The organism is Nonomuraea angiospora (assembly GCF_014873145.1).
Lineage (GTDB): Bacteria > Actinomycetota > Actinomycetes > Streptosporangiales > Streptosporangiaceae > Nonomuraea > Nonomuraea angiospora.
The window spans coordinates 10,943,973-10,964,909 of record NZ_JADBEK010000001.1 but is presented as its reverse complement, the minus strand read 5'-3'; the positions used below and the strand labels follow the sequence as shown (position 1 = coordinate 10,964,909).

The following is a 20,937-nucleotide window of genomic DNA, read 5'->3' as shown; positions in this document are numbered from 1 at the left end:
CACGCTTGACGCTTCAAGTGCGCCCTGCGTAGATTCCGGTTGAAGCTTTAAGTCATCCCGCCATCGATCGGACTCCCGATGAACGTCGTTTTGTGGATCATCGCCGGCCTTCTCGCCCTGGCCTTCGCCGGGGCCGGCCTGATGAAGCTGTCGCAGCCGAAGGAGAAGCTGGCCGCGTCCGGCCTGGCCTGGACGGAGGACTTCTCCGCCGGCGCCGTCAAGGGGATCGGCGCCCTGGAGGTGCTGGCCGGCATCGGGCTCGTCCTGCCCGCGGCGCTGGGCATCGTCCCGGTGCTGACGCCGCTGGCCGCCGCCGGCCTGGTCATCGTCATGATCGGGGCCGCGGTCGTACACGCCCGCCGCAAGGAATACCAGGGGATCGCCATCAACGCGGTGCTCCTCGCGCTGGCCGCCGTCGTGGCCTGGGGTCGCTTCGGGCCGTACTCCTTCTGACACCCGCGCGTCAGGCGGGCGGGGCGCTGGAGCGGCGGGTCACCAGGGTGGGGGTGACGGAGAAGCGCACCGCGGTCGTGCGGCCCTCGATCCGCTCCAGCAGCAGCCGCCCCGCCGTCTTGCCCATGATGATCCCGTCCTGGTCCACGCTCGTCAGCGAGATGTGGGAGAGGGCCGCCGCGCGCGCGTTGTCGTAGCCGACCACGGAGACGTCGCCGGGGACGGCCAGCCCGGCCTCGTGGATGGCCGCGAGCGCGCCGAACGCGGCCTGGTCGGCGCCGGCGAAGATGGCGGTGGGCCGGGGCGTGCGGGCCAGCAGCTCGCACGTCCCCTGGTGGCCGCCCTCCTCGGTGTAGGCGGTGGCGGCCAGGGCGATGTGCTCGGCCAGGCCGTGCTCGGCCATCACCCGCTCGTACGTCCTGGCCCTGATGGTGTGCAGCAGCGTCACGGAGCGGACGGCCCCGACGTCCTTCTGCGTGATGTGCGCGATGCGGCGGTGGCCGAGCGAGATGAGATGCTCGACGGCCAGCTCGGCCCCCGCCTCGTCGTCGTCGAGCACGGAGTCGTAGACCGCCGAACGGTCGTGGCGGCCGAGCACGACGGTGGGCGTGTTCCTGGCCATCTCCTCCAGGCGGGCCCTGGCGACGACGGCGGCGACGACGAGGATGCCGTCCACCTGCCGGTCCACCAGGGCGTCAATGGCGCTGACCTCGGCCTCGGCGTCCCTGCCGCTGCCCTGGACGATGATGGCCTGGTAGCCGGCGCCCGCGATCTGCTCGTCGAAGCCGTCGAGGATGTCGGCGAAGAACGGGTTTCTGATGTGCGGCAGCACCACGCCGAACGTGAACGTGCGCCCCCGCATCGCCCGGGCCGCGGCCTGCGGCCGGTAGCCGAGCTCGTCGATGGCGGCCTGCACCTTGGCGCGCATCGCCTCGCTGACCCCGTAGGCGTTGCGCAGCACCTTCGACACGGCGGTGGTGGAGACCCGGGCGTGGCTCGCCACATCGGTGATCGTCACCCGTCGCCGCCCGTCGCGCGTGACCATGTGACGCACCCCGTTCGACTCGACGCGACCCGATTGTACGAGCTCCAGGCCCGTGCCGCGATGAATAACGTTACCCATTCAAGAGATCGGAGATCCCCGGGTCAACCCACTCGACGTCGATCACGATTGGGGACCGTTCCTCAAATCGAGCCTTGACGCCATGCCCTGTAACGCTTACGTTAACTCGCATCGGGGGGCGTTAAAACGATTCAACGGACCCGGAGGGGCGTTGTGAAGACCTCTCACCGCACGCTGGGAGCGGCTCTGGCCGTTCTCACGATGACGGCCCTGACCTCTTGCGGCTCGGGCTCGGGCTCGGGCGCCGAGCCGGCAGCCGACGGCACGGTCACCCTGAAATACCTCGTGGACAACGGCCAGGGCGCGGTCGACACGGCCAAGGCCATGACGGAAGCCTTCATGAAGGCCAATCCCAAGATCAAGATCGAGATGGAGACGCGACCGGCCGGCAGCGAGGGCGACAACATTGTCAAGACCAGGCTCTCGACGGGCGACATGACGGATGTGTTCGCGTACAACTCCGGGTCGCTGCTGCAAGCGCTCAACCCGTCGCAGACCCTGGTGGACCTGGCCGGCGACCCGGCGATCCAGAACGTCCAGAAGGACTTCCTGCCGGTGGTGAGCCAGGGCGACCACGTGTTCGGCGTGCCCTCCGGCACCGCCTTGGGCGGCGGCATCCTCTACAACCGCAAGGTCTACGAGAAGCTCGGCCTGCAGGTCCCGAAGACCTGGGACGAGTTCATGGCCAACAACGAGAAGATCAAGGCGGCCGGGATCGCGCCGGTGATCTCGACGTTCAAGGACACCTGGACCTCGCAGCTGTTCGTGCTCGGCGACTACTACAACGTGCAGGCCGCGGTCCCCAACTTCGCCGCCGACTACACCGCGGGCAAGGCCAAGTTCGCCACCACGCCGGCGGCGCTGGCCGGATTCCAGCACCTGGCCGACGTCAAGGCCAAGGGCTACCTCAACGAGGGCTTCGGCTCGGCGACCGCCGACCAGGGCATGAAGATGCTGGTCGAGGGCAAGGGCGCGCACTACCCGATGCTCAGCGCCCAGGTGCCGCCGCTGGTGGACACGATGCCGCAGGCGGCCACCGACGTCGGCTTCTTCGGTGTCCCCGGCACCGACCCGGCCAAGAACGGCGCCACCCTGTGGGAGCCGGGCGGCGTCTACATCCCCAAGACCACCAAGAACGTGGACGCGGCCAAGAAGTTCCTGGCCTTCGTCGCCTCGCCGGCCGCGACCGAAGCGGTCAGCAAGGTCGTGCAGCCCTCGGGGCCGTACCGCATCACGGGCGCCAAGCTGCCGGACGACGCCGTTCAGGTGGCCAAGGACCTGCAGGCGTACATCGACAGGAGCGCCACCTCGCCGGCGCTGGAGTTCCTCTCCCCCGTCAAGGGCCCGTCGCTGGAGCAGATCACCGTCGCCGTCGGCTCCGGGCTGACGCCGGCCGCCGAGGGGGCCGCCCAGTACGACAAGGACGTGGAGAAGCAGGCCAAGCAGTTGGGGCTCGCGGGGTGGTGACCAGGCAGGACGCCGGGCCCCGCACGGGGCCCGGCCCGGCACTCACGCGGCCGCCCGCCGGCCAGGCCAAGCGCAAGTCGGCCTACCCGTACGCGCTGTACCTGCCGGCCGCCGTCGTCTACCTGGTGATCTTCCTGGTGCCGACGGTGATGGCCTTCTACTTCGCGCTGACCCGCTGGACCCTGTTCGACAGCACCTTCGTCGGCCTGGACAACTTCCGCGACTTCCTGTCCGAGCAGAACCTGCGCATCGGCTTCACCAACACGCTGTTCTACGCCGTCGTCACCAGCGGTCTCAAGGTGGTCCTCGGCCTGCTCCTCGGCGTGCTGCTCACCAGCAAGCTGCGGCTGCGCGGCTTCCTGCGCTCGGTGGTGTTCTTCCCCGTCCTGGTCTCCACGGTCGCGGTCGGCATCACCTTCAGCGCCCTGCTCAGGCCCGACACCGGCCTGGTCAACAAGGCCCTGGCCGTGGTCGGCATCGACGGCCCCGACTGGCTCGGCGACGCCGGCACGGCGCTGCTGTCGGTCGCCCTGGTCGACGTGTGGAAGGGCGTCGGCATCGCCACCGTCATCTACATCGCCGGCATCCTGTCCATCCCCCGCGACTACTACCAGGCCGTGGCCGTGGACGGCGGCGGGGCCTGGCACCGCTTCCGCCACGTCACCCTCCCGCTGTCCTGGCCCGCCACGTACTCCGTGATCATCCTGTCGTTCATCGGCGGCCTGCGCTCCTTCGACCTCATCTGGACGATGACCCGCGGCGGACCCGGCTTCACCAGCGACACCATCGCCTCGATCATCTACAAGCAGTACCAGGCCGGCTTCTTCGGCCTGTCCACCGCCGGCAACGTGCTGCTGTTCGTCGTCGTCACCGCCATCGTCGTCCCGCTCAACTACTTCCTCGGCAAGAGGCAGGTGGCCGCATGACCGCACTGAAAAGGCTCAGCGCCGAGGCGATCGCGCTGGTGCTGGCCGGGGTGATCTTCCTCATCCCGTTCGCGCTCATGCTGCTGACCGCCGTCAAGGACGAGACGCAGGCCACCGACCTGGACTTCGCCTGGCCGGCCAACTGGCCGATCGTGCAGAACTTCATGGACGTGATCCAGGCCCGCGACTACGTGCTGCTGCGCGCCTACGTCAACAGCACCGTCCTGACCGTCGCGTCGGTCGTGCTGATCGTCGTGTTCGCCTCCATGGCGGCGTTCGTGCTGCAGCGCCGCACGGGCCGGCTCGGGTCGGTGGCCAACTTCCTGGTGCTGACCGGGCTGATCATCCCGCCCGCGATCGTGCCCACCATCTGGCTGCTGCAGGCGCTCGGCCTGTTCAAGACCCTGCCGGGGCTGATCCTCATCGAGGTGGCCTTCCACATGGCGTACTCGGTGCTGCTGTTCCGGGCGTTCATCGCGGCCATCCCGCGCGAGCTGGACGAGGCCGCCCAGATCGACGGCTGCACCGGGATCGGCCTGTTCTTCCGGGTGATCTTCCCGCTGCTGCGGCCCGTCACCATCACCGTGGTCCTGACCACCTCGGTGGCCATCTTCAACGACTTCGTCAACCCGCTCTACTTCACCCCCGGCGACGACAACGCCACCGTGCAGGTGACCCTCTACAACTTCCAGAGCCAGTACAACACCCAGTGGAACCTGCTCTTCATGGACATCGTGCTCATCACGATCCCACCGCTGCTGCTCTTCATCTTCTTCAACCGCAAGATCGTCGCCGGCATGACCGCCGGCGCCATCAAGGGCTAGGAGACCCGTGACCCTCGTGCATGTCGAAGCGCCCGTCTTCGAACACCACCACGACCCCATCGGCATCGGCGAAAGCGCTCCGCGTCTGTCGTGGACCGTCGCCACCGAACTTCCCGGCTGGCGGCAGCAGGCGTACGAGATCGAGCTCAGCGACGGCACGGCCACCGGCCGGGTCGAGTCGGCGGAGTCGGTGCTCGTGCCCTGGCCGGGCGGCGAACTCGGCTCGCGCGAACGGCGCGGCGCCCGGGTGCGCGTCCACGGCCGCGACGGCTCGGTCAGCGACTGGAGCCCCTGGTCGTGGGCGGAGGCCGGGCTGCTGGAGCCGGCCGACTGGACGGCCGGCGCGGCGGCGCCGCCGCTGGAGCTGCTGGGCCTCCCCGACGGCCCCGCGCTGCTGCTGCGCCGCGACTTCACCGTCCGCGGCCCGATCGAGCGGGCCCGCCTGTACGTCACCGCCCACGGCGTCCACGAGACCGAGATCAACGGCCGGGTCGTGGGCGACGACGTGCTCGCGCCCGGCTGGACCAGCTACGGCCACCGCCTGCGCTACCGCACGCACGACGTCACCGAGCTGCTGACCGAGGGCGCCAACGCCATTGGCGCCACCCTCGCCGACGGCTGGTACCGGGGCCGGATCGGCTTCCGGGGCGGCAAGAGCGACCTGTACGGCGACCGTACCGCGCTCATCGCCCAGCTCGAGATCGCCTACGCCGACGGCACCACCGACGTGCTGGCCACCGACGGGAGCTGGCGCTGCGCGAGCGGGCCCGTCACCGCCGCCAGCCTGTACGACGGCGAGAAGTACGACGCCCGCCTGCTGCCGTCCGGCTGGTCGGCCCCCGGCTTCGACGACGCGGCCTGGCTGCCCGCCGACTCCCTGCCGCACGACCCGGCCCTGCTCATCGCGCCGATCGGCCCGCCGGTCCGGCGCGTCGAGGCGCTGACGCCGGTGGAGGTGCTGACCGGGCCCGACGGGGAGACGATTCTCGACTTCGGCCAGAACATCGCCGGCCGCCTGCGCATCCGCGTCCAGGGCCCGGCCGGGCACACCGTCACCCTCCGGCACGCCGAGGTCCTGGAGAACGGCGCGCTGGCCATCCGCCCGCTGCGCGACGCCGCCGCGCTCGACCAGTACACGCTGCGCGGCGACGCCGAGCCGGAGGAGTGGGAGCCGCGCTTCACCACCCACGGTTTCCGCTACGCGCAGGTCGACGGCTGGCCCGGCGAGCTGGACCCGGCCTCCGACGTCGTGGCCGTGGTCTGCCACACCGACATGCGCAGGACCGGCGACTTCACCTGCTCGGACCCGCTGCTGTCCCGGCTGCACGACAACGTCGTGTGGAGCATGCGCGGCAACTACGTCGACCTGCCCACCGACTGCCCCCAGCGCGACGAGCGGCTCGGCTGGACCGGCGACATCCAGGTCTTCGCGCCGGCCGCCTCCTTCCTGTTCGACTGCGCGGGCCCGCTGGCGTCCTGGCTCGCCGACCTGGCCGTCGAGCAGGTCCAGGAGGGCACCGTGCCGCATTACGTGCCGTGGGTGCCGCTGCTGTTCGGCAACTCGCCGACCGCCGCGTGGGGCGATGCCGCGGTGCTCGTGCCGTGGACGCTCTACCAGCGGTTCGGCGACCTCGGGCTGCTGCGCCGGCAGTACCCGAGCATGAAGGCGTGGGTGGACCAGGTGGCCGGGCTGGCCGGGGAGAACCACCTCTGGGACGAGGGTTTCCAGTTCGGCGACTGGCTGGACCCGGCCGCGCCGCCGGACAACCCCGGCAAGGCCCGTACCGACCACGCGCTCGTCGCCACCGCCTACCACGCCCACTCCGCCGCGGTCCTGGCCGAGACGGCGGCCCTGCTGGGGCACGACTCCGACGCCGGGCACTACGCGGCCCTGGCGCGGGAGGTGCGCGAGGCGTTCCGCCGGGAGTTCGTCACCCCGTCGGGGCGGCTGGCGTGCGACACCCAGACCGCCTACGCCCTGGCCCTGACCTACGACCTGCTGGACGGGGACGAGCAGCGGGAGCGGGCCGGGCGGCGCCTGGTCGAGCTGGTGGACCAGGACGACCACCGCATCGGCACCGGGTTCGTCGGCACGCCGCTCATCTGCGACGCGCTCTGCTCGGTGGGGGCGTACGACACGGCGTACCGGCTGCTGCTCCAGCGCAACTGCCCGTCCTGGCTGTACCCGGTGACGATGGGCGCCACGACGATCTGGGAGCGCTGGGACAGCCTGCTGCCCGATGGCTCGGTCAACCCCGGTGAGATGACCTCCTTCAACCACTACGCGCTCGGCGCGGTGGCCGACTGGATGCACCGCACCGTGGCCGGGCTCGCCCCGGCCGCCCCCGGCTACCGCCGCCTGCGCGTGGCGCCCCGGCCGGGTGGCGACCTCACCCACGCCTCGGCCCGGCTCGACACCCCGTACGGCCTGGCGTCCGTCTCGTGGGAGCGGGACGGCGAGACGCTCACGGTCACGGCGACCGTGCCGCCGGGGACGGTCGCCGAGGTGGACCTGCCGGGGGCCATCCCGCAGGAGGTGGGCGCCGGGACCCACACGTTCACCACGACGATGTGATCTCCCGCTGCCGGGCTGGTGGCGGGTCCACCGCCACCGGCCCGTGCGGCTCCATCGGCGCTCAGCCGATGCGGAGCGGGAGCGTACGCGGGCCGCGGACCTGGCCCGTGGCCCAGGTGACCGCCGCCGGATCGTCGAGGCCGAAGACGGGGATGCGCTCCAGCCACACCTCCAAGGCGATCCGCAGCTCCATGCGGGCCAGGTGCGAGCCCACGCAGCGGTGGATGCCCAGGCCGAAGGCGGCGTGCCGGTTGACCTCGCGGTCGATGACGACCTCGCCGGCCCGGTCGAACTGCTCCGGGTCGCGGTTGGCCGCCGGGAACGACAGCAGGACCCAGTCGTCGGCCTTCATGTCGACGCCGTTCCAGCGCATGTCCTCCTTGACCAGCCGCGCCATGGTGACCGGCGCGTAGGCCCGCAGGAGCTCCTCCATCGCGGTCGGCAGCAGCCCGGGCTCGGCCACCAGCCGCTCGCGGTCGCGCGGCGTCTTGGCCAGGTGCCACAGCGACGCCCCGATCGCGCTCCACGTGGTGTCGATCCCGGCGATCAGCAGCAGCGCCATCGTCCCCGCCACGTGCGAGGGCTCCAGCTTCCGCCCGTACAGCTCGGCGTCGACGAGGTAGGTCGTCAGGTCGTCGCGCGGGCGGTCCACGTGGTCGCGGATCTGGACGAGCAGGTAGTCGAACAGCCGCTCCATCCCCTCCATGCGCTGCTCCGGCGGCCGGTTCACGCCTTCGAGCGCGTTCTCGATGAACTCGCGGAAGCGCGGCCCGTCCTCGGGCGGGAAGCCGAGCATGTCGGCGATGACCCGCATCGGGATGTGCTGGGCGTAGTCGCGGGCCGCGTCCACGACGTCCTGGCCGGCCAACCCGTCGATGAGCTCATGGCAGAGCGCCCGCGTGGACGCCTCCCGCCTGGCGACGGCGGTCTTGGTGAACGCCGGCAGCAGCAGCCTGCGCGCGTCGTGGTGGAACGGCGGGTCGGAGGAGATCGGCGGCGAGCCGCCGATCGGCGCGACCTCGCGGGGCGGCCGGAAGTTGCTCATGATGATCGAGCGCGAGGAGAAGCGCTCGGTGTCGTACGCGATGGCCGCCACGTCCTCGTGCCGCGTCGGCAGCCAGCCGCCGCCGAAGCGGTCGGTGTGCGCGATCGGGCAGCGCCGCCGCAGCTCGTCCTGGATGGGGTACGGGTCCGCGGCCCACTCGGGCTCCAGGTGGGAGAAGTCGGTCGCCCAGTCGGACACCGGGCCGGTGACGATCTCGCTGCGCGTGCCGAGGGGCGGGTCGTCTCCCGGGTCCAAGAAGCCCTGGCTGAAACGGTCGTCAACGGTCATCTCACGCCTCCTCCACGAGGTCGATCGCCCGCTCCGGGCAGTTGGCCACCGCCAGGCGCGCCGCCGGCTCCTCCCCCGGCGGCACGACGCCGTCGGCGACGACCTGCCCGTAGCCCTCGTCGTCCTCGCCGAACAGGCCAGGGGCCAGGTCGTAGCAGCGGCCGTGTCCCTGGCAGCGCCCGGGATCGATCTGTACTTTCACTGCGGGTTCTCCGCTCTGTCCGGTGGGGCGATGGCGGCCACGACGCGGGTCAGCAGGGCCGACCACTCGGCGTCGTCGACGGCGTGCAGGTCCGGCGTGATGAGCGCGCTGCCCATCGCCAGCAGCAGGCAGAAGTGGGCCAGCGCCTCCGGTGACAACCCGGCGTCCAGCTCCCCGTCGCGCTGGCCCGTGCGTACCAGCTCGGCGATCCAGTCGGCCCGCTCCCCCACGTAGTCACGCATCGGCCGGGCGACGTCCTCGTCCCGCCTGGCCGCGACCAGCGCCTCGACGACGAGGTAACCGGGCGCCTCGCGGGGGCGCGGCAGCCGCCGTCCGAGAACCAGGAGCAGCTCCGCGGCCGACCGGTCGGGGTCGGCGGCGAACAGGCCGGCCAGGATCCGCCGCCCGTGGGCGCGCAGGGCGGCGACGAGCAGCTCGGCCTTGGAGCCGAAGTGCGCGTAGAGCGCGCCGTTGCTCACCCCTGCGGCGGCGGCGATGTCGGCGACGCGCGTGCCGTCGTACCCGCGGGCGGCGAACACCTCAGCGGCCGCCTTCAGCAACCGCTCACGCGTCTCGGCGGCCGTGACGCCCGCGATGCGACCCATGAGTGAATTTAAAGATTGTTCATTTGATACGTCAAGCACGTCCCCGGCCGGGCCTGGGCGGTACGCAACGGATGTCCGGTGTGGATGATCGCCGAGGGGTACACGGCCGAGAACGAGACCAGCCTCCTGAACGCGTACTACGAGCGTCCCGCGATGCTGGAACTCGCCGGGGACGTGACCGGCCGGCTCATCCTCGACGCCGGCTGCGGCTCAGGCCCCCTGTTCGCCGAGCTGCGCGATCGAGGCGCCATCGTCACCGGCATCGACGCGAGCGCCGGGATGCTGGAGCAGGCCCGGCAGCGGCTGGGCACCGACGCCGCCCTGCGGGTCGCCGACCTGGCCGGCCCACTGCCCTTCTCCGACGAGGCCTTCGACGACGTCATCGCGTCGCTGGTGCTGCACTACCTGGAAGACTGGGGACCGACGCTGGCCGAGCTTCGACGCGTGCTGAGGCCTGGCGGCAGATTCCTCGTCTCGGTCGACCATCCTTTCTCCATCGCTCTCTTTCAGCACATGGCCGGGGAAAAGCCCAAGTACTTCGAGACCCGCAGCCGAACCGACGAATGGACCATGGGTGGGCAGACCGCCCAGATGAAGTTCTGGGACCGGCCGCTGCACGCGATGACCGAAGCCTTCACCGCGGCGGGCTTTCGCATCAGCGTCATCAGCGAACCGCCGTTCGTGCCGGAAGCCCGCGAACTGTTCCCCGAGGAGTTCCATGAGATCGAGCCCACCCGCACGAGGTTCCTGTGCTTCTTGTTCTTCGTTCTAGAAGCCGGCTGACGGCGCCTCGTAACGATCAACTGCGGTGACTGAGCGTTCAGCGGGCGATTCCCGCCGGCTGAAGCGCTCAGTCACACTTGGAGCGGCGAGTACCGTTCGAGGCGTTTCGGGAGCCTTACCAACTCCACGCGTCATCTGGAATACGGTAGAGCGTTCGAGGGGACATGAGCCAGTCCTGATCGATGAATCTCCCGGTGACGAGCCCCAGAAAGTGCAGGTAGGAATTGAGTTCGCTTTCGTCGTCCTGGGCCGCGGTGGTGTCGACACGGTGCGTGTCGAACAGTGATTCAAGCTCCCCCAGCGTGTTTGAATCTCGCCCGTATTGCCCTCGCCCTTTGCCGTCGCGCCAGTAGCTGAGACCGTGGACGCCTTCTCCGTCATCGTATTCCAGATAGAAGAGTCGTCGCCCGTCCACGCTGAGCGGGCCAGGGGCGATGCCGACGCCACTGAGGCTGATGATGTGCAGCCATCCGGGAGCGTGTACGCCTATCCAAACCATCTCCTCGGACGAGTATGGGTCGTACGACTGCATGGCCGTTTGGAAGTCGCAATCAAGTCTGCTGGCCGGGTCGGCGCGGAGAATATGGGCGGCCGACTCAGGATCACCGCCTTCCACCCAGGTGCCGGCGAATCGTGCCGAGAATCCGTGCGACGACAGGAACCCCCATTGATCCTCGATCGGGGACGGGCTCACGTTATTTGTCATGGAAACCTTCTTGTTATGCGATTCGCCGCCGCCCGGTCGGGCGGCGGCGAATCTGGTCCCGTTCAGTCGGCAGTGGGGATCAGGACACGATCAGAACCCAGTAGGGGTCGCCCACGTCCACGACTCGGTACTTGCTGTAGAACTTGTTCAAGGCTACACCGTGCAGCCGGTTGTGTTCTCTTCCGACGGCGCGAAGGGAATAGTCGAAGGCGGCGCTCGCGGCGCCCTGCTGGGACGAGGCGAAGGGGTACTCGTCGCACTGCAGCTCATTCCATCGCGGGTCTACTCTGGCGATGTACGCCGGGTCGGCATACAAGTCCTCGTAATAATACCTGCAGTAATTGCTCCGATAGTATTTACCTTCCGCCGTGAAGGAGAAGTTGCGACCGGAGAACACATCGCGGTTCAGCCTTGCGCCGGCGGTCGAATTCCTGGTGAGCGGGCCACCTGGAACAGTGCCGAGATCGGCGGCCCAGTTGCCCGGGACCTTCTTGATCTGCTCGGTTCCGTCGAAGGTTCGCAGCGGGGGATCCTGCTTCTCGTTGGGACGCACCGCTGGATGCGTCCTCGGGTTCGTGGCCGTGTTGAGCGCCGTCTCGATGTGGTCGATGACCTGCCGGAAGTTGGCATTCTGGGATTTGGACATGACGAAGACCCTGTGCCCTCGAGTGTTCACACATCCGCCCGTGTGATCGTCCACTTCGTTGGCGGGGTCGTCCTCCCTGCCGGATGTCCTCCAGTCGCACCGTACGTGGGGAGCGTACAGGTTGCCGGTGGCGGCGCCATCTCCCCTGCGGATCACGCCGATGCGCTTCCCCTTCTCGTCGAGATATTCCTGCGACCAGAGCCGGCCTTCCGTGACGGGGTACCCGAACACGTTGCTCCACATGGGTTTGATCGTGCAGACCGAACTCTGGAGCTGCGCATCAGTGTCCGCGTCGATCACGAAGGCGGCGTCACTGTTCGACTGCCAGGCTTTTATCGTCCTGATCTGTTCGCTGCCTGACTGAATTCGGCACGGCCTTCCCGATTGTGACTCGAGTTCGACGTTGAACCCGATCTTGGCCTGTTCCAGCTTGTCATCGTAGGCGGTGAGCCGTCGTCCATCCGAATAGAGTCCGAATTCGCCCAGGCGCGCGAACACCTTGATGGTCTGGGGGGTGACGCCGGTGCCTGCTCCATTGACCACCCCATTCCCCGAGGCATCACCTAGGTAGGTGTGTACAACCCAAGTGACGCGCATCTGGAAGATGACGTCAGGAGAGAGCTCCTGCTGCATCTCCTCGATGGCCATGCCCAGGACACTGCCGAGCTTCTTGGACCTGTTACCTGCTCTACGCCTTGTTCTGTCCGGGTCGTCGTCGTCTTCATCCGACTCGTAGACGGTGTAGGACACGTAGGACGACCAGCAGGAGGCGTAGACGCGTTCCTGAATGCGTGCCAGTAACGCTGCGTGCTTCGGTTGGATCGGGGTGTTGTAACAGTCCTCCAGCGTCAGGTGGTCGGGGGTGAAGGAGGAGGCGGCTGTGGCAGAGCTCGCAGCCTTGGGTGCGGACTCCGTCGTCGGCTGGGCGATCGGTGCCCTCGCTGATGCTCCGGTGACAAGGGCAGTGAGTTCTTCGGAGGACAGGGGCCTCTGGTAAAGCTGGACGTCGTCAAGACCGCCGAGCATCTTGGTGCCCAGGGTCATGGCGGTGTCCGCATTCCATGCCGGGAAGCTCACTGGCGAGGTCTTGACCAGGTTGCCGTTGAGGTACAGCGAGGCGGTCCTGGCCGTGGCGTCGTAGACACCGGCCAGGTGGAACCACTCGTCGGCCGGTGGTTCGATGTCTGACAACGCGCCCTCGACCGTCGCGTCGGCGGTGTCGGCGCTGGTGAAGGTGAACACCAGTCCGTGGTCCGGGGTGTTGCCGAGCCGGAAGGGTGCCTGGTGGGTGCCCTTCTGCTGAAGGACGGTGTAGTCGCCGTCCTTGTCGCTCCAGCGCAACCAGGCGGCGGCGGTGAAGCTCTGGTCGGTGTGGATCACCGATCCGGCGGTCTGGGCAAGGGGCTCCTCGCCGGCCTGGATGACGTCCACCGTCACCTGCTGCCAGTCCGACCAGGCCGAGGCAGCGGTGGCCGAGACCGCGCGGGCCCGCCAGCGCACCTTCCACCCGTCCGACAGCTTGCCGGCTGGGACGGTAATGCTCGCCTGGGTGCCGGAGGCGACGTTGTCCACGCTGCCGGTCCAGATCTGGCCGCTGCCCTGGCCGTTGGGTGCGGCCGGGTCGTGCTCGATCTCGGCTTCGGCGCGCAATTCCTGGCCGGTCGGGTTGGTGAGGGTGGCCTTCAGCGCGGGGGTTAGCGTGTCGGTCACCGTCACGCCGTCCACCACCTTCGACGGGGTGATGGTCAGGCCGGTGGCGGTGGGCTTGGGCAGGCTGACGGTGAAGGACTGCCAGTCCGACCAGGCCGAGGCAGCGGTGGCCGAGACCGCGCGGGCCCGCCAGCGCACCTTCCATCCGTCCGACAGTGTGTCCGCCGGGACGGCGATGCTCGCCTGAGTGCCGGCCGGCACGTTGTCGGCGCTGCCGGTCCAGATCTGGCCGCTGCCCTGCCCTGTCGCAGCCGGGTCGTGCTCGATCTCGGTCTCGGCCCGCAGCGGCTTACCGGCGGGGTCGATCACCTGGGCGAGCAGCGACGGGGTGCGCGTAGGTGTGATGGTGGTGCCGTCCACCTGCTCGGACGGTGTGACTTGCAGCGCGCCGACGGCCGGTTCGGAGACCGGATCCGGCACGTCGACGGTCAGAGCCTGCCAGTCCGACCATGGTGAGCCGACCGTGGTGGCGGTGTTGACGGCCCGCACTCGCCAGCGGACCTTCCACCCGTCGGTCAGCTTTCCGCCGGGCACGGTCGCGGACGCCTGGGTGCCGGAGGCGACGTTGTCCACAGCGCCGATCCAAATCTGGCCGGTGCCCTGCCCGGTCGCGGCCGGGTCGTGCCCGAGTTCGAACTCGGCCCGTACAGGCTGTGCGGCCGGGTCGGTGACCGTGGCACGCAGAGCCGGGGTCAGGCTCGTGGCCACGATGCCGCCGCCGACCACCTGGGAGGGGGTGACCTGGAAGGCGCCGACGGTCGGGTTCGGTACGTCGACCGTGGCGCTCTGCCAGTTCGACCACCCCGAGGTGGTGGAGGCAGCGGCGTTGGCGGCGCGAGCCCGCCAGCGGATCTTCCAGCCGTCGGCCAGTTTGCCCGCGGGGACGCTCACCGTGGCCTGGCCGCCGGAGGCGACCGGCTGCGAAGCTCCGGTCCAGATCTGGCCGCTGCCCTGCCCGGTCGCGGCCGGGTCGTGCTCGACCTCGAACTCGCCAGTGAGGTTGCCCGGCGCGGGGTCGGCGACCGTCGCGGCCAGTTGCGGGGTGAGCGAGGTCGTCACGGTGGTGCCGTCCACGGTCTGCGCCGGGGTGATGGCCGGTGCGGAGATGGTCGGTTGCGATGCCGGTCCGCTGGTGGTGACGGTCAGCTTCGGCGGGCCGCTGCCGTACTCGTCGGGGTTGGTGTTCTCCGCCGCGGTGAACAGCCGGTAGTTGTTGACGTTGGCCTCGCCGGGCGACTTGAGCACCAGGCCGTGGTCGGCGGCGCCGGCGGCCCAGTCCTGGGCGATACCGGTGACGTTCCAGTCCATGGTGTCGGGCCAGGTGGCGCAGTCCTGGTTGACGCCCTTGGTGTTGGAGGAGGCGTCCTCGGTGGTGAGGGCGGGCTTGTTGGCCCAGTACAGGTTGTCCTGGTCCCAGGCGCCGGTCAGGCGGGCGACCTGGACGCCGTTGCCGGCGGTGGGGCCGCACGCTTGGGCGTCGATGGTGTTCATCGACAGCTTGGCGTCGGTCACCGTGCTGCCCCGCAGGCTCGTGGTGTCGAACCTCAGGTGCACTCGGGACTTCAACCCGCTCGTCATGGTGCCGGCCATGATGTATCCGTTGTCCGGGTACGCGGGCGAATCGACCGTGTCGTTGGTGGTGACATCAAGGTCGGAGCCGAGCGGCAGCGTCACCGCCGAGGCCACGCGCACCGGGTAGGCGGTGCCGGCGTCCGTCAGGAACGCCTGCTCCGGCTTGAGCACCAACTCCGTACGACCACCCTTGGTGACCACCTCCGTGCTGACCTCGCCGTCCTTGGCCAGCGGAAGCCGTCCCTTGGCGCTGCCGTCCCACGCAACCGGCCGCGCCGCCGAAGCGACCAGCTTCTTGTCCTTGCCTTTCAGGAGCAGCCGGCCGCCCTTGCTCTCGGTCAGGGTCAGGCCCTCGTCATCTACGCCGATACGCAGCTCCAGCGGCTTCGACGGCCGCTGGCGCAGCACCACCTCATGCCGGAACCCGGTCGGCAACGCCGTCACCACCAGGTCGGCACCCACGCCCGCGGCGTCGGTGTAGGTGGCGACACTGCCCTTGACCGTCGGCTTGGGCAGCGGTGTCGGCCAGCGCAGCGCGTACGACTTGCCGTCGGCGGACATCTTCACGAACGGATCCGTACCGCCCGCGGAGATCTCCACGACCGCGCCCTCGGCGAGGGCCTTGGGCCGCAGCCTGCCGCTCTGCTCGGCCAGGGTGGTGTCGATCGGCACCCATCCACTGCCCTGCCTGGTCCGTACCGGACCGGCCGTGACCTCGGTCTTGAACGTTTTCCCGTCCGGCTGGGCGTAGGTGATGCCGGTGGCGGTCGTCTCGTCGGCGACCTCGACGGCCTTGCCCTGCTTGGCCGCCGTCTGGGCCGCGGTGATCCGCGCCTGCGACGGCACGTTGGAGATCGCGTTCCCGCTCTTTCCGGCGGTCCACGCCGCGGTGTCGTTCAGGCTCGCGTCGTGATCATTCCCGGAGGAGTCGGCAGCCGTACGGCCGTCCCCTTCATCGAACGTCCAACGCCCGGCTGCCAGGTCGACGGTGCGGAAGGACCAGGAGAAGGGCTGCATGGTGTTTTCCCATGCGTCCACCGCTCCGGAAATCGTGGCTGTGTAAGTGACGCCTGGATCCAAGGGTTCGGCCGGAGTGAAAGTCAGCACCTCTTCATCGGTCAGGGCCGAGGATCCCGCGACCTGAGCCCCTCCGGCCGACTTGAGAACGACCTTGGCATCTGTGACCTTCTCAGAGAATGTCGCCTTGACCGCGGTATCAAGCGGCACATCGACAGCGCCGTGGCTGGGCTCGACAGTAATCACGGACGGTGCTGTGACGTCCTCCTCACCGCTCCCGTCTCCCCCGTCATCCAGGTCGAGTTTGCCCGTGTCCACCAGGTAACCATCTCCATCACGCTGGGTGGCGACGGCTTGGGCCAGCGCGTCGGTGATTTGCACTGATTCGGGTTGCGTCGGTTGATAGATCGAGTGGTCGACCGCGTCTTCGTAAAGCGCAGGGGCGCCTGTCAAAGGTGTCGGGGAGAGCATCAGGATCTCCTCCTGCACCGGTTCAGGCCTCTCCTCGAAGTCCACGGTCAGGATGGGCGGGTGGAGCTGGAACTTGCAGTCCTCCAGTGGCGTGGTCATGCAGCCACCGGCGTCCTCGGAGGTGTAGCGCCGCCAGTTCCGCAGCTCCGACTCGTTGCCGGCGGTGAGTTGGATGCCGTAGTTGGTGGCGCCGTTGACCCACTCCTGGACGATCCCGTTGAGGGTGTGGGTCAGGTTCCAGGCGTAGTTCATGGAGCCGGTGCAGTCTTCGCTGTAGGCGCCGTACTCGGTGTCCGCGCCCACGCTGGTGACGGACGGCTGGCTGCCCCAGAGCAGCGTCATCTCTTCCCAGTAGGAGGTGATCCGCCGCGCCGTGATGCCGGAGCCTACCGAGGTCCCGCACTCATTGGACTGGTAGTTCCACAGATGCAGGTCGGCGTTCTCCACCTTTCTGCCCGCGAACTCGGCGGGGATGTCGGGGAACTTCAGATAGCCGCGCCAGCGCTTGGCGATGCTACTGGCGTAGGACTTACCGACCACGATCTGGGTCTGATGGAAGGTGTCCCAGCTGTCCTGGTAGTCATAGTCGTTGATCCAGGTGTCCATGCCACCCTTGTAGACCTCGCCGGTGTGGCCTTCGTACCAGTCCGACGCCACGGCGTTCACCGTCACGGGGTACGTCGTCGCCGGGTCGGCCAGGAACGCGGCGTCCGGCGTGAACACCAGGGTCTTGCCGTCTTCGGCGAGCTTGACGGCGGCCTTGCCGGACTTGCCCGCATCCAGTGGGGCGCCCGCGTCGGCGGCCTTGGCGTCCTGCAGCAGAGTCGGCCGCACTTCGGTGACCGTCTTGCCGTCCTTGCGCACGATGATGGGCCGGTCGGCGGCGTTCGTCTTGAACGACAGGCTCTGGGGCAGGTCCACCGGCACCCGGAAGGAGATCGGCCCGGTCGGCCGTTCGGCGATGGTGATCTGCTGGCGGAAGCCGGTCGCGCTAGCGGTCACCACCAGGTCCCGGCCCTTGCCATAGGCGTCGAGGTAGGTGGCGGTGTTGCCCTTCAGCCGGGGCTCGGGCAGCGTGGACGGCGTGCCGATCTTCGCCGTGGCGTCGGCCGCCCGGCTCTTGAGCAGGGCCTTGTCCCGGCCGGCGGACAGGACCAGGTCGCCTTGCGCGGCCTTGGGCTTGATGGTGCCGTCCACCTCGACGAGGGTGGTGTCGATCGGCGTGAAGTTCTTGCCGTCTGCGTTCTTGACCCGGATCGGCTGGGTGCTGAGCTCCATCCGGACCGTCTTGCCGTCCGGGTTGGCGTAGAAGGTGGCGCTCTCCGAGCGCATCGACTCGATCTCGACGCGCCGCTTGTCCTTCTTGGCTTGCGCCAGCGCCTTGGCGGTCGGTGTGGCGGGAGCGCTCGGCGTCGTCGTGGGGGATGGCGTGGGGCCCTGGGCGATCGCGGGGGCGCTCATCAGCGAGAGCGGCATGATCAGAGCCGCGATCAGGGCAGCGCGGCGGCGCGTCCGGCCGGATAAGCCGGACGCTGTACGTGATGTGTTCACTCAGTCCTTTCGAACAGACGTGTCAAAACGGAGTGATCATCACATGCGTCACGATCTTATGTAAAGATCCTTCTTGGTAACGGGCAGCCCGCGAAGGGCTGGCATCCGCAGGGCCGGTTGGAAGCAGATCGCCCACTGGATACCCGGCGTCCCCGCGGTGTCAGCGGCCGTCTCGGGGAGCGACCGCTTCTGCGAGCGAAAGGACCTGCTCCAGCTGTGCCGGATCGGCCGCGCCGCCCGCCGACAGGACCGTGCCGGTGCGGTCGGTCACCACCACGTACGGCGGCCAGGGGATGTCGTTGCGGTCGAAGACCTCCGGGTCCACGACCACGGGCAGCCCGGCGCCGTCGTATCCCTCCACCGCGCTGACCAGCGCGACCTCCAGGCGGCCGGCCGCCGCGGCGAACTCCGGCAGCATCGCCTTGCACAGCCCGCACTCCGGCGAGACCAGCGCGTACATCGTCCGGTCGCCGGCCGGCTCCGGCCCGCCGTTGAGAGCGAAGCGCGTGCCGGGACGCGGTCCGTACGTGGCTCTCTCCGCGCGCAGCAGCCGCGCGGGCAGGAAGGCCAGCCCGAGCAGGACCGCCGCCACCGGAAGCTGGACGGGCGCGAACGCGACCGGCCCGGTCACAGCCGCCGTCACCGCGAGGACCAGCAGCAGGCCGGTACGCAGCAGCGTGCCGGCCCCGACGAGGTCACGGCCGCCGAAGCACCCGCAGTCCACGGACATCCGGCGCCGCATCACGGAGGCCATGGCCGCCAGGAACGCGGCGAACAGGACCGCCGCCACCACGGCGCCCCACCGCCGGCCGCCCGGAGCGAGCAGCAGCCCGCCGGCGGCCAGCTCGGCCACGAGCACGCCCACCGCGGCCGGCCCGGCCAGGCTGTCCGGCAGCACCTGGTAGCCCGCCACCGAGCGGGCGAAGCCGGGCACGTCCCGCAGCTTGACCAGCGCCGCGGCCAGCAGCGCCGCGGTCACGGCGAGGTACGCCGACTCGGCGACGATCATGGCACCGGCTGGTGGTAGGCGGAGGCCTGCAGCTCGTACAGGCCGGCGTACAGGCCGTCGCGTTCCATCAGTTCGGCGTGCGTGCCCTGCTCGGCGATCGCGCCGCCGTCCAGCACGTAGATGCGGTCGGCGTAGCGGACGCTGGCCAGCCGGTGGGTGATGAGCACGATGGTGCGGTCGGCGGCGTGGCCGCGGATCCGCTCGAACAGGGCGTGCTCGGCACGGGCGTCCAGGGCCGAGGTCGGCTCGTCGAAGATGACCAGCGCGGCATCGTCGCGGTAGAAACCGCGTGCCACGGCGATGCGCTGCCACTGGCCGCCCGACAGGTCGTGGCCGCCTCGGAAGCGGCGGTCGAGCAGCGCGTCGTAGCCGTCGGGCAGCCGCGCCACCACCTCGTCGGCGCCCGCCGCGGCGGAGGCGGCGGCCAGCCGGTCCTCCTCCAGGGGGTGCCCCATGACGATGTTCTCGCGGACGGTGAGCGGCCAGCGCGTGTGATCCTGGGCGATCACGGAGATCCGCCGCCGCAACGCGTCACCGTCGAACGCGCCGAGGTCCACGCCGTCCCAGCGGATCGTGCCCTCCTGCGGCCGGTACAGCCCGGCCAGCAGCTTGGCCAGGGTCGTCTTGCCCGAGCCGTTCTCGCCGACCAGGGCGATGACCTCGCCCCGGCCGACCGTCACGCTGACGCCCGACAGTGCGGGCCGGTCGGCTCCGGGGTAGGTGAACGTGATGTTCTCGGCCGTCAGCAGGCGGAACGGCGCCGGCTCGGCGGGGGTCGCCGGCGGCGGGGGGACGCGCTCCCGGGCGGACTCGCAGAAGGCCAGGTAGTCGCCGAAGTAGAGGCCCGCCTCGTAGAGCCGGTTCATGGTCTGGATCAGGGCGGTGAGCGACATCTGCCCGGTCCTGATCGCCAGCACGGCCGCGCCGGCCACCGACAGCGGGATGACGCCGCCGGCCAGCAGCACGCCGAGCACCACGTACACGCCCGCCGTGGCCACGCCGGTCAGCAGGTCGCCGCCCGCCTTGGTCGCGGCCCGCCGCCGTGCCACGTCGAGCTGAACGTCCTGCTCCAGGTCGGCGACCTTGGCGTACTGGCCGAGCAGGAAGTCCCGGAGCGTGAACGCCCGCACTTCGGCGGCGGGCTGCCGCTCGGCCATCAGGTCCGACAGCATGAACTTGCGCCGCCGCGCGGCGGACAGCCGGTAGAACGCCTGGTAGCCCAGCCGCGCCATGCGTACCGCGGCCCATCCCGCCGGCACGGCGGCGACCAGCAGCAACGGCATGAGGATCGGGTGCAGCAGGCCGAGCGCCACGGCCGAGGCCAGCACGCCCACCGCGCCGGTGACCACGGCGATCGTCGTCTCCACCACGGTGGCGGTGTCGGGCACGCCGCTGTCGCGGGCCCGCCGCATCGCGTTGTGGAAGTCGTGGTCGTCGAACGCGGCCAGCTCCACCCGGGTGGTCAGCTCGAACAGTCGGGTCTCGGCCAGCCGTTCGACCAGCGGTTTGAGCCGGGCCTGCGCCCATCCGGCGCCGGCCAGCAGCGCTCCGCGCAACCCGGTGGCGGCGGCCACGAGCAGCAGCGAGGGCAGCGCGGTCCATACCCGGTCGAGCGTGGGACCGGCGGCCAGCAGCGAGGCCAGCACGTCGGAGGTGGCCACCAGGCCGAAGACCGTGAAGACGCCGGCCGCGAGGTTGCCCGCCAGGGCCACGGCCGTGTCGCGAGGACTGGCCTGCCACGCCATCCGCAGCGCGGCGGCCACCAGGGACGGCAGCCTGCGGGCGATCGTGCCGAGGGTGGCGGTCAGCAGGTGTTCGTCGTGACTCTCCCAGTACTGGGCCACGAGCCCCGATCGGTCGTCCGGGACGCTCGTCCTGCGTCGGCGCCGCCAGAGCCTCACGCGAGGGCGCCGTTCCGAGACCGGCACGCCGGAGATCCCCCTGTCACGCACGTCAATCTAGAA

The 20,937-nt window shown here is 69.7% G+C and carries 14 protein-coding genes; 6 read left to right on the top strand and 8 right to left on the bottom strand.

What is annotated here, in order from left to right; genetic code table 11:
- Positions 1–78 precede the first annotated feature (78 nt).
- A complete protein-coding gene (locus H4W80_RS50350) occupies positions 79–453 on the top strand; it encodes a DoxX family protein (RefSeq protein ID WP_192791555.1) in 375 nt (124 codons plus the stop codon).
- A gap of 10 nt (positions 454–463) precedes the next feature.
- Here H4W80_RS50350 and H4W80_RS50345 read toward each other — a convergent pair whose 3' ends face one another.
- Positions 464–1,498 carry a LacI family DNA-binding transcriptional regulator gene (locus H4W80_RS50345; protein WP_192791554.1) on the bottom strand — a complete coding sequence of 345 codons (1,035 nt, stop codon included), beginning with the start codon at positions 1,496–1,498 and terminating at the stop codon, positions 464–466.
- Positions 1,499–1,729: 231 nt separating this feature from the next.
- On the opposite strand from H4W80_RS50345, the gene H4W80_RS50340 reads away from it, so the two are divergent.
- The 4 genes from H4W80_RS50340 to H4W80_RS50325 are packed head-to-tail and all read left to right on the top strand — an operon-like array spanning position 1,730 to position 7,368.
- On the top strand, positions 1,730–3,043 hold the full coding sequence (locus H4W80_RS50340; protein ID WP_318787436.1) for an ABC transporter substrate-binding protein: 1,314 nt from the start codon (positions 1,730–1,732) through the stop codon (positions 3,041–3,043).
- Positions 3,040–3,969, top strand: coding sequence for a carbohydrate ABC transporter permease (locus H4W80_RS50335; RefSeq protein ID WP_318786804.1), 930 nt, complete (start codon positions 3,040–3,042; stop codon positions 3,967–3,969). The genes H4W80_RS50340 and H4W80_RS50335 overlap by 4 nt, the downstream gene beginning before the upstream one ends.
- Positions 3,966–4,793 carry a carbohydrate ABC transporter permease gene (locus H4W80_RS50330; protein WP_192791553.1) on the top strand — a complete coding sequence of 276 codons (828 nt, stop codon included), beginning with the start codon at positions 3,966–3,968 and terminating at the stop codon, positions 4,791–4,793. The genes H4W80_RS50335 and H4W80_RS50330 overlap by 4 nt, the downstream gene beginning before the upstream one ends.
- 7 nt (positions 4,794–4,800) lie before the next feature.
- Positions 4,801–7,368 (top strand): family 78 glycoside hydrolase catalytic domain, encoded by a 2,568-nt coding sequence (locus H4W80_RS50325; protein WP_318787435.1) that lies wholly within the window; start codon positions 4,801–4,803, stop codon positions 7,366–7,368.
- A 61-nt stretch (positions 7,369–7,429) separates the two neighbouring features.
- Here the strand turns inward: H4W80_RS50325 and H4W80_RS50320 are convergent, their stop codons facing one another.
- Genes H4W80_RS50320 through H4W80_RS50310 form a run of 3 tightly spaced genes read right to left on the bottom strand, consistent with a single transcriptional unit; the run spans position 7,430 to position 9,508 of the window.
- On the bottom strand, positions 7,430–8,701 hold the full coding sequence (locus H4W80_RS50320) for a cytochrome P450 (protein ID WP_192791552.1): 1,272 nt from the start codon (positions 8,699–8,701) through the stop codon (positions 7,430–7,432).
- A 1-nt stretch (position 8,702) separates the two neighbouring features.
- Positions 8,703–8,903 carry a ferredoxin gene (locus H4W80_RS50315; RefSeq protein WP_192791551.1) on the bottom strand — a complete coding sequence of 67 codons (201 nt, stop codon included), beginning with the start codon at positions 8,901–8,903 and terminating at the stop codon, positions 8,703–8,705.
- Entirely contained in the window at positions 8,900–9,508 is a 609-nt protein-coding gene (locus H4W80_RS50310) for a TetR/AcrR family transcriptional regulator (RefSeq protein ID WP_192791550.1), read from the bottom strand. The genes H4W80_RS50315 and H4W80_RS50310 overlap by 4 nt, the downstream gene beginning before the upstream one ends.
- 84 nt (positions 9,509–9,592) lie before the next feature.
- On the opposite strand from H4W80_RS50310, the gene H4W80_RS50305 reads away from it, so the two are divergent.
- A complete protein-coding gene (locus H4W80_RS50305; protein ID WP_192794221.1) occupies positions 9,593–10,291 on the top strand; it encodes a class I SAM-dependent methyltransferase in 699 nt (232 codons plus the stop codon).
- 115 nt (positions 10,292–10,406) lie between these two features.
- Here H4W80_RS50305 and H4W80_RS50300 read toward each other — a convergent pair whose 3' ends face one another.
- From H4W80_RS50300 to H4W80_RS50285, 4 genes are all read right to left on the bottom strand, one after another.
- Positions 10,407–10,997 (bottom strand): hypothetical protein, encoded by a 591-nt coding sequence (locus H4W80_RS50300; protein WP_192791549.1) that lies wholly within the window; start codon positions 10,995–10,997, stop codon positions 10,407–10,409.
- Between the two features lie 79 nt (positions 10,998–11,076).
- Positions 11,077–17,889, bottom strand: coding sequence for a DNRLRE domain-containing protein (locus H4W80_RS50295; RefSeq protein ID WP_225964113.1), 6,813 nt, complete (start codon positions 17,887–17,889; stop codon positions 11,077–11,079).
- A gap of 235 nt (positions 17,890–18,124) precedes the next feature.
- Positions 18,125–18,973 (bottom strand): MauE/DoxX family redox-associated membrane protein, encoded by an 849-nt coding sequence (locus H4W80_RS50290; protein ID WP_192791547.1) that lies wholly within the window; start codon positions 18,971–18,973, stop codon positions 18,125–18,127.
- Positions 18,970–20,874 (bottom strand): ABC transporter ATP-binding protein, encoded by a 1,905-nt coding sequence (locus tag H4W80_RS50285; RefSeq protein ID WP_318787434.1) that lies wholly within the window; start codon positions 20,872–20,874, stop codon positions 18,970–18,972. The genes H4W80_RS50290 and H4W80_RS50285 overlap by 4 nt, the downstream gene beginning before the upstream one ends.
- Positions 20,875–20,937: the final 63 nt, after the last annotated feature.